This window comes from Micromonospora sp. NPDC005171, assembly GCF_040608575.1.
Taxonomy (GTDB): domain Bacteria; phylum Actinomycetota; class Actinomycetes; order Mycobacteriales; family Micromonosporaceae; genus Micromonospora.
Map to the genome: position 1 here is coordinate 1 of NZ_JBEXIM010000071.1, position 9,484 is coordinate 9,484.

Consider the following 9,484-nt stretch of genomic DNA (forward strand, 5'->3'; position numbering starts at 1 on the left):
GCCGCGCCCGGCTCCGGGCGGTCAGGCTTGATCCCTGCGCCGGGCACGGCGGGCCCCCGCCCCGTGGTGGTTCCGGTTCGTGCGGGGGTGCCGCCTACGCCGGCGGTTATTGATCTTGGTGGTTCTTGGTCGACGTTGGGTCGGGTTACCAGCCTCTTGCTTTCCACTGGGGGAGGGCCGGGCGTTCGGCGCCAAGGGTGCTGTCCTTGCCGTGGCCCGGGTAGAACCAGGTGTCGTCCGGTAGCTGGTCGAACAGCTTCTGCTCGACGTCGCCGATCAACGCCGCGAAGCGCTCCGGGTCCTTGTCGGTGTTACCCACCCCACCGGGGAAGAGACTGTCGCCGGTGAAGAGGTGCGGGGTGCCCGCCGGGTCGCGGTAGAGCAGTGCGATCGAACCCGGGGTGTGCCCCTTGATGTGGATGACCTCCAGGGCGCAGTCGCCGACCGGCACTGTGTCGCCGTCGGCCAGCCGCTCCGCCTCGATCGGCAGCCCGGCCGCGTCGTCGGCGTGCACCAGCACCCGGGCGCCGGTCTTGGCGACGACCTCCTCCAGCGCCACCCAGTGATCCATGTGCTGGTGCGTCGTCACCACGGCGGTGAGCCCACCGTCACCGATAAGTTCGAGCAGGCGGGGCGCCTCGTTGGCGGCGTCGATCAGCACCTGGTCACCGGTGTTCGTGCAGCGCAGCAGGTAGGCGTTGTTGTCCATCGGGCCCACCGACAGCTTGCTGATGGTCAGCCCGTCCAGCTTCCGAACCGCCGGTGCGCCGCCGTGCGTGACGTCTCCGCTGTATGTCATGACGTTTCTAAATCCATTCCGGTGGAGTAGGCAGGGGACCCTCGGGGGTGACGGAGAGCGGGGCGCCGTCGGCGCGGCCGATCAGCCAGGCGGCGAGGTCGGGGGCGGGACCGGCGACGATCGGGGCACCGCCGCGCTCCCCGATCACCACCTCGTGCTCGCTGCCGTCGAGGCGGAGCACCATGGACGGCGGTGTCGGCCCCATGGCGTGATGGCTGGCCGCCTCGCGCAGCAGTCGGTGGGCGAACGTCTCCGACCAGTCCGCGGCCCGGTAGTCGGCGGCCAGATCGAGGTGGTGCACCTCGATCTCCCGCAACCGGCCCCAGACCAGCAGCGCCGCCGGCCACGGGCCCTTCCGCGCCTGCACCGTCGCCGCCCAGGCGTCGGCGGGCATCGCCGCGACCGCCTCGGCGAACAGGTCCGCGGTGCGGCGCAGGTCGTTTAGATGCTCGGCCGGTGGCCGGCTCGAACCGGCTTCGATGTCCGCCGTGCGGGCCTCCAGCGAGGCGTACATCGGCAGCGCCTCCCCGGTGCGGGCCGCGGTGAGCAGGTTGACGAAGCCGTCGGCGTTGCGCGCCAGATGCGCCAGCACGTGGCCGCGCGTCCAGCCGGGCAGCAGCGACGCGGCAGCCAGGTCCGCGGCGTCGAAGGAAGCGGCGGTACGGAGTAGTCGGCTGGTGGCCGCGTCCACCTCGCCCATCAGCAGCAGCGGATCCGTGGTCACCCGTCGACCCTAGCGGTCCGCCGCCGCGCCGTCGCCGGGGAAATCGCTTTCGGCGCGTCGGCGCGCGACCTACCGTCAGCGGCAGACGCGGCACCGGGACATCGGACGGAGGTGGTGATCATGCCGGACGTGGCACGCGTGTTCCGCCATCACCAGCTTCGACACCGATGAGGATGCCATGACGATCGATCTGACCGCGCTCGGCTGGGACGCCGAGCGCACGGCGTACGCCGCGCGCCGCGGCGAGCACCAGCCGGGCCGGGTGGCCCGGGTGGACCGGGGGGTCTGCACGGTGCTCAGCGCAGCCGGCCCGATCCGGGCCAGCCTGGGTGGGGCGGTGCTGGCCGCCGCCGCCCGGGACCCGTCCGCGCTGCCCTGCGCCGGGGACTGGGTACTGCTCACCAACTGGCCGGACCGCCGCGTCACAGTGGAGGTGGTGCTGCCGCGGCGCGCCGCGCTGATTCGGCGTACCGCCGGCAAGGACGCCAGCGGCCAGGTGCTGGCCGCCAACCTCGACGCCGCCGCCGTGGTGGAGCCGGTGCACCCCGAGCCGGACGTGGCCCGGATCGAGCGCCTGCTCTCCCTGGCCCACGAGTCCGGCGCCCGGCCACTTGTCGTACTGACCAAGGCGGACCTCGCGGCCGACCCGGGCGCACTGGCCCGTCAGTTGGCCGCCGTCGCCCCCGGAGTGCCGGTGCTGCCGGTCAGCGCCGAACTCGGCCTCGGGCTGGGCCCGCTGCGCGCCGAGGTGGCGCACGGCCGCACGCTCGGCCTGCTCGGCCCATCCGGCGCGGGCAAGTCGAGCCTGGTCAACGCCCTCGTCGGGGCGGTGATGATGCCCACCCAGGCGATCCGGCGCGTCGACGGCAAGGGTCGGCACACCACCACCTGGCGGGCGCTCGTCCCGATCCCCGGCGGCGGGGCGGTGATCGACACGCCCGGTGTGCGGGCGGTCGGCCTGCTGGACGGCGTAGCCGGGCTCGACCGGGCGTTCGCCGACATCGCCGGGCTGGCCGAGGGCTGCCGGTACGCCGACTGCGGGCACGACGGCGAGCCTGCCTGCGCGGTCCGGGAGGCGCTGCACACCGGCGAACTCTCCACCCGCCGGTGGGAGAGCTGGCGGCGGCTGCAGGGTGAGGTGGCCCACGAGAGCCGCCGCCGGGAGGCCCGGGTGGCGGCCGAGCGGCGCGGCGGGTGGCGTTCGGCCCGACGCCGGGCCACGCGACCGCCGATGCCCGGCGGCTACTGACCGGACGGGTTTCGGTTAGGAGTGCGCGCCTCTCGGGCGGGGGGTGTGTCCGGCCCGGCGGCCGGGTGCCCGAGGGCGTGCGGGCGGTTGCGGCCGACCGGGCTGAGCTGGGGGAATGTGCGGGCGGGGGAAACTGTCATACCTCGGGGCTAGAGTTGCCGAGGCGTGTTTTCCGCGCCCGCACGACCGCTCAAGACCACCCAGAGCGGGACACATCCTTCGCTTCGTCTTCTCCCGGGAGTACACGCACCGTGGCCGACCGACTGATCATCCGTGGCGCGCGCGAGCACAACCTGCGTGACGTCAGTCTCGACCTGCCCCGGGACGCACTCATCGTGTTCACCGGGCTGTCCGGGTCGGGCAAGTCGAGCCTGGCCTTCGACACGATCTTCGCCGAGGGGCAGCGCCGCTACGTCGAGTCGCTCTCGTCGTACGCCCGGCAGTTCCTCGGCCAGATGGACAAGCCGGACGTCGACTTCATCGAGGGCCTGAGCCCGGCCGTCTCGATCGACCAGAAGTCGACCTCGCGTAACCCGCGTTCGACGGTCGGCACCATCACCGAGGTCTACGACTACCTGCGCCTGCTCTACGCCCGCATCGGTGAGCCGCACTGCCCGGTCTGCGGCGAGCGCATCTCCCGGCAGAGCCCGCAGCAGATCGTCGACCGCGTCCTCGCCATGGCCGAGGGCACCAAGTTCATGGTCCTCGCCCCGGTGATCCGTGGCCGCAAGGGCGAATATGTCGACCTCTTCGCCGAGCTGCAGGCCAAGGGCTACGCCCGGGCCCGGGTCGACGGCGTGGTGCACCCGCTGACCGAGCCGCCGAAGCTCAAGAAGCAGGAGAAGCACACCATTGAGGTGGTGATCGACCGGCTCACCGTCAAGCCGAGCGCCAAGCAGCGGCTCACCGACTCGGTCGAGGCGGCGCTGGGCCTCTCCAGTGGCCTGGTCCTGCTCGACTTCGTCGACCTCCCCGAGGACGACCCGGACCGCGAGCGGCGCTACTCCGAGCACCTGGCCTGCCCCAACGACCACCCGCTGGCCATCGAGGATCTCGAGCCGCGGGTCTTCTCCTTCAACGCGCCCTACGGCGCCTGCCCGGAGTGCACCGGCCTGGGCACCAAGAAGGAGGTCGACCCCGAGCTGCTGGTTCCCGACCCGGAGCGCAGCCTGCGCGAGGGCGCCATCCAGCCCTGGTCCACCGGGCACAACCTGGAATACTTCCTGCGCCTGCTGGAGGCGCTCGGCGAGGCCCAGCACTTCGACATCGACACCCCGTGGCGGGCGTTGCCGGCGCGGGCGCAGAAGACGATCCTGCACGGCTCCGACGACCAGGTGCATGTGCGCTACCGCAACAAGTACGGCCGCGAGCGCTCCTACTACACCGGCTTCGAGGGCGTGGTGCAGTGGATCGAGCGCCGGCACTCCGACACCGAGTCCGAGTGGTCCCGCGACAAGTACGAGGGCTACATGCGCGACGTGCCGTGCGCGGCGTGCGGCGGTGCCCGGCTCAAGCCCGAGGTGCTCGCTGTCACGTTGGCCGGCAAGAGCATCGCCGAGGTCTGCAACCTGTCCGTGGGGGAGTGCGCCGACCTGCTCGCCGGCATCGAGCTGACCGACCGGCAGAAGATGATCGCCGAGCGGGTCCTCAAGGAGATCAACGCCCGGCTGCGGTTCCTGCTCGATGTCGGCCTGGACTACCTCTCCCTGGACCGCCCGGCCGGCACGCTCTCCGGCGGCGAGGCACAGCGCATCCGGCTGGCCACCCAGATCGGCTCCGGCCTGGTGGGCGTCCTCTACGTGCTCGACGAGCCGTCGATCGGGCTGCACCAGCGCGACAACCACCGGCTGATCGAGACCCTGATCCGGCTGCGCGGGCTGGGCAACACGCTGATCGTGGTGGAGCACGACGAGGACACCATCCGCACCGCCGACTGGATCGTCGACATCGGGCCCGGCGCTGGTGAGCACGGCGGCAAGATCGTGCACAGCGGCTCGGTGCCGGCGCTGCTGAAGAACAAGGAGTCGATCACCGGGGCGTACCTGTCCGGTCGCCGGTCGATCCCGACGCCGACCGGCCGCCGCCCACAGGATCCGGCCCGGGAGCTGGTGGTGCACGGCGCGCGGGAGCACAACCTGCGCAACCTGACCGTCTCGTTCCCGCTGGGCCAGCTGATCGCGGTCACCGGGGTCAGCGGCTCGGGCAAGTCGACGCTTGTCAATGACATCCTCTACGCGGTGCTGGCCAACCAGATCAACGGCGCCCGGCTGGTGCCCGGCCGGCACACCCGGGTCTCCGGTCTGGAGCACGTGGACAAGGTCGTCGGCGTGGACCAGTCGCCGATCGGCCGGACGCCGCGCTCCAACCCGGCCACCTACACCGGAGTCTGGGACCACGTCCGCAAGCTCTTCGCCGAGACGACCGAGGCGAAGGTACGCGGCTACGGCCCCGGACGGTTCTCCTTCAACGTCAAGGGCGGGCGCTGCGAGGCGTGCTCGGGTGACGGCACCATCAAGATCGAGATGAACTTCCTTCCCGACGTGTACGTCCCCTGCGAGGTCTGCAAGGGCGCCCGGTACAACCGGGAGACCCTTGAGGTGCACTACAAGGGCAAGACCGTCTCCGACGTGCTGGAAATGCCGATCGAGGAGGCCGCCGAGTTCTTCTCCGCCATCCCGGCCATCCACCGGCACCTCAAGACGCTCGTCGACGTCGGCCTGGGCTACGTCCGCCTCGGTCAGCCCGCCCCGACCCTCTCCGGTGGTGAGGCGCAGCGGGTCAAGCTCGCCTCCGAGCTGCAGAAGCGCTCCACCGGGCGCACGGTCTACGTGCTCGACGAGCCGACCACAGGTCTGCACTTCGAGGACATCCGCAAGCTGCTGATGGTGCTGGAAGGGCTGGTCGACAAGGGCAACACGGTGATCACCATCGAGCACAACCTCGACGTGATCAAGACCGCGGACTGGCTGATCGACATGGGTCCCGAGGGTGGCCACCGCGGCGGCACCGTGCTCGCCACCGGCACCCCCGAGGAGGTCGCCGAGGTGGCCGAGAGCCACACCGGCGAGTTCCTGCGCCAGGTGCTCAAGCTTGACGGCGAGGCCAAGGGTGCGGCTGCCGCCACCACCCGGGCCGCCAAGGCCAACGGCGCGACCAAGGCGCGGGCCAGCCGTAAGGTGCCAGCCGCAGCACGCTGACCTCTCCGGGCGTGTTCGTCAGGCGGGGCGGGTCGGATGACGACCCGCCCCGCCCCAGTTGCCGGGTCGGACGAATGCCGCGATGAACCATCCGGCACAGTTGCCCGTGTGGAGAAGTGTGACCGGCTACCGACCGGCGCAGCGGGCTAGAGAGAGGCGAGGCATGAGTGACGATCAGGCGCTGACCGGTCCGGGTACGCAGACACGCCGTACCCTGCTCACCGGCGTCGGGGCGGTCGGCGCGGCCGTCGTCCTGGCTGCCTGCGGCAGCGACGACGGCGGCAGCGGCAGTGGCGCACCCACCAGTGGTGGCCCCGCCGTGCCCAGCACCGGTGACGCCGGCGGTGGCGACCGCCAAAATGCCCAGTCGTTGGCCACCACCGCCGACATCCCGGTCGGTGGCGGCAAGGTCCTCGCCGCCGAAGGTGTGGTCATCACCCAGCCAGCGGCGGGCCAGTTCAAGGGCTTCAGCCCGATCTGTACGCACCAGAACTGCCCGGTGACGAACGTCGACGGCGGCACCATCAACTGCACCTGCCACGGCAGCAAGTTTTCGATCGAGGACGGCTCGGTGAAGGCCGGCCCGGCCACCAAGCCGCTGCCGCCCAGGAACATCAAGGTCACCGGCGACCAGATCTCGCTGGCCTGATCCGACGCGCCGCCCGCGGGCTGGCCCGGCCGCCGGACGCTGAGCGGCCGGTCGACCCGGCGCCGCAGGGTCGACTCGTGTTTCGGGAAGTCGGGGTGTCCGCGTCGTGCCGACACCCCGACTTCCGGGACACCGAGTGGATCACGCGCCCGCGTGGGCTGTCGGTGCTGCGGACTAGGCTTGTTGCCGTGGCTGACCCCTCGACCTACCGCCCCGCACCCGGCACCATCCCGGAGCTACCGGGGGTCTACCGCTTCCGCGACGGCACCGGCAGGGTGATCTACGTCGGCAAGGCGCGAAATCTGCGCAGCCGACTCAACTCCTACTTCGGCGACGTCTGGAACCTGCACGAACGCACCCGGCAGATGGTCACCACCGCCGAGTCGGTGGACTGGATCACCGTTGGCACCGAGGTCGAGGCGCTCCAGCAGGAGTTCACCTGGATCAAGCAGTACGACCCGCGGTTCAACGTCCGCTACCGCGACGACAAGTCGTACCCCTATCTCGCCGTCACCCTCGACGAGGAGTACCCCCGGCTGCAGGTGATGCGCGGCGCCAAGCGCAAGGGCGTGCGTTACTTCGGTCCCTACTCGCACGCCTGGGCCATCCGGGAGACTCTCGACCTGCTGCTGCGGGTGTTCCCCGCGCGGACGTGTTCCGCCGGGGTGTTCAAGCGGGCCGGTCAGGTCGGTCGTCCCTGCCTGCTGGGCTACATCGGCAAGTGCTCGGCGCCGTGCGTCGGCACCGTCTCCGCCGACGAACACCGGGCCATCGTCGACGGGTTCTGCGACTTCATGGCCGGGCGCACCGACACCATGGTCCGCAAGATCGAGCGCGAGATGACCGAGGCAAGCGAGCAACTGGAGTTCGAGCGGGCCGCCCGGCTGCGCGACGACGTGGCCGCGCTCCGCCGGGCCATGGAGAAGCAGACAGTGGTGCTCGGCGACGGCACCGACGCGGACGTCGTCGCGTTCGCCGACGACCCGCTCGAGGCGGCCGTGCAGGTCTTCCACGTCCGCGACGGCCGGGTCCGCGGTCAGCGCGGCTGGGTGGTGGAGAAGACCGAGGATCTGACCACCGGGGACCTGGTGCACCACTTCTGCACCCAGGTGTACGGCGGCGAGCACGGTGAGGCCGACGTGCCTCGCGAACTGCTGGTCCCCGAACTGCCCGCGGACGCCGACGCGCTTGCCGAATGGCTCTCCAACCACCGGGGCAGCCGGGTGTCGCTACGCGTGCCCCAGCGCGGCGACAAGCGCTCACTGATGGAGACGGTGGAGCGCAACGCCAAGGACGCGCTGGCCCGGCACAAGCTGAAGCGCTCCGGTGACCTGACCACCCGGGGCAAGGCGCTGGACGAGATCAGCGAGGCGCTGGGCATGAACACCTCGCCGCTGCGCATCGAGTGTTTCGACATCTCCCAGATCCAGGGCACCGACGTGGTCGCCAGCATGGTGGTCTTCGAGGACGGGCTGCCCCGCAAGAGCGAATACCGGCGGTTCATCGTCCGGGGCGCCACCGACGATCTCTCCGCGATGTCCGAGGTGCTCCGGCGACGCTTCGCCCGTTACCTGGACGCCCGGGCCGAGACGGGCGAGGTGGGCGTGGAGTCGGCCGACGATTCGGCCGCCCCCCAGGACACCGTCGAACCGCAGGTCGGCGTCCTGATCGATCCGACCACCGGCCGCCCCCGAAAATTCGCGTACCCGCCGCAGCTGGTGGTCGTCGACGGCGGCGCCCCACAGGTCGCGGCCGCCGCGCAGGCCCTCGCCGACCTGGGCATCGACGACGTGGCCCTGTGCGGGCTGGCCAAGCGGCTGGAGGAGGTGTGGCTCCCGGACGACGAGTTCCCAGTCATCCTTCCGCGCACCTCCGAGGGGCTCTACCTGCTGCAACGGGTGCGTGACGAGGCCCACCGGTTCGCCATCACCTTCCATCGGCAGCGCCGCTCCAAGCGGATGACCGAGTCGGCGCTGGACCACGTACCCGGCCTGGGTGAGGTGCGACGCAAGGCGCTGCTGCGGCACTTCGGCTCGCTCAAGCGACTCTCGGCCGCGACGGTCGAAGAGATCACCGAGGTGCCCGGGGTGGGTAGGCGCACCGCCGAAGCGATCCTGGCCGCGCTGGACAAGGACACGAAGGCCAGCGACGGCGCGGAGGCGAAGCCGAGCGCCTGAGCGTGGTCCCCGCTCACCCTCGACGGGTGGCCGCGCCAGGCATGATCGTGCTCGATCCTGGATGTAGTGGCCCCCTGGCCCAGGGGAGGGCCCTGTTTCCTGGATCGAGCACGATCTCGGGCGGGCGAACTGCCTGGCCGGGTGTCGTTTCGGCCCCTGGGCGGGTCGGGCGGAGTGGTCCGGGCGGGCCGTTGGCGGCCGGGCCGGGCCGGGACTGGCGCGGGTGTGGGTGCGGGTGCAGAGCGCGGACGGTGCAGGCGGGCGTGATCCACTCGCCTTCCTTGAATTCGCGGTGTCCCCAGCGCCGGAACAGCGCGGTTTCAGTGAACCCGAGTCGATCAGGCGGTTTGTTCCGCGTTTCATGATGTCGGGCTATCCCCGGCACCCAGTCACCGCGACTTTCAGGAATCCGAGTGGATCTTGCCGACGAGGTCGAGGAGGTCGACGAGTCGGGTTCGGCCGTAGGCGGGGTGGGTGAGATGTCGGCTTTGGGCGCGCTGTTGGTTGGTCGGGGCCACCCCGCCGGCGGAATCGTGGGCCGGCTCGGGTCGGGGTCGGCTCGGCCCGGGGTCGGAGTCGGGTGCAGTAACGGCCCAGACCGGCGTGATCCACTCGGTTTTCATGATGTCGGGGTGTGCCCGGCACCCGGACACCGCGTTTTCCGTGAACCCGAGTCGATCATCCCGCCA

7 protein-coding genes are annotated in these 9,484 nt (G+C 71.0%); 4 read left to right on the top strand and 3 right to left on the bottom strand.

Going from position 1 to position 9,484, the window contains the following annotated elements:
* Window positions 1–145: 145 nt before the first annotated feature.
* Both ABZU74_RS33665 and ABZU74_RS33670 read right to left on the bottom strand, forming a co-directional pair.
* On the bottom strand, window positions 146–799 hold the full coding sequence (locus tag ABZU74_RS33665) for an MBL fold metallo-hydrolase (protein ID WP_355432715.1): 654 nt from the start codon (window positions 797–799) through the stop codon (window positions 146–148).
* A 7-nt stretch (window positions 800–806) separates the two neighbouring features.
* Entirely contained in the window at window positions 807–1,523 is a 717-nt protein-coding gene (locus ABZU74_RS33670) for a maleylpyruvate isomerase family mycothiol-dependent enzyme (RefSeq protein WP_355432718.1), read from the bottom strand.
* Window positions 1,524–1,701: 178 nt separating this feature from the next.
* Here ABZU74_RS33670 and rsgA point away from each other — a divergent pair, with 178 nt between their 5' ends.
* The 4 genes from rsgA (at window position 1,702) to uvrC (ending at window position 8,795) form a co-directional block, all read left to right on the top strand.
* Entirely contained in the window at window positions 1,702–2,772 is a 1,071-nt protein-coding gene (rsgA, locus tag ABZU74_RS33675; protein WP_355432720.1) for a ribosome small subunit-dependent GTPase A, read from the top strand.
* 251 nt (window positions 2,773–3,023) lie between these two features.
* Window positions 3,024–5,969, top strand: coding sequence for an excinuclease ABC subunit UvrA (gene uvrA, locus ABZU74_RS33680; protein ID WP_355432723.1), 2,946 nt, complete (start codon window positions 3,024–3,026; stop codon window positions 5,967–5,969).
* A 163-nt stretch (window positions 5,970–6,132) separates the two neighbouring features.
* Window positions 6,133–6,618, top strand: coding sequence for a Rieske (2Fe-2S) protein (locus ABZU74_RS33685; RefSeq protein ID WP_355432726.1), 486 nt, complete (start codon window positions 6,133–6,135; stop codon window positions 6,616–6,618).
* Window positions 6,619–6,806: 188 nt separating this feature from the next.
* On the top strand, window positions 6,807–8,795 hold the full coding sequence (gene uvrC, locus ABZU74_RS33690; protein WP_355432729.1) for an excinuclease ABC subunit UvrC: 1,989 nt from the start codon (window positions 6,807–6,809) through the stop codon (window positions 8,793–8,795).
* 401 nt (window positions 8,796–9,196) lie between these two features.
* Here uvrC and ABZU74_RS33695 read toward each other — a convergent pair.
* On the bottom strand, window positions 9,197–9,484 hold a 288-nt coding region (locus ABZU74_RS33695), incomplete at its 5' end, for a hypothetical protein (protein ID WP_355432733.1).

What these genes read in the sequence shown, in the direction of transcription:
- rsgA (WP_355432720.1), top strand. Translation starts at nt 1,702, where the DNA reads ATGACGATCGATCTGACCGCGCTCGGCTGGGACGCCGAGCGCACGGCG.
- ABZU74_RS33685 (WP_355432726.1), top strand. Translation starts at nt 6,133, where the DNA reads ATGAGTGACGATCAGGCGCTGACCGGTCCGGGTACGCAGACACGCCGT.
- ABZU74_RS33665 (WP_355432715.1), bottom strand. Translation starts at nt 799, where the DNA reads ATGACATACAGCGGAGACGTCACGCACGGCGGCGCACCGGCGGTTCGG.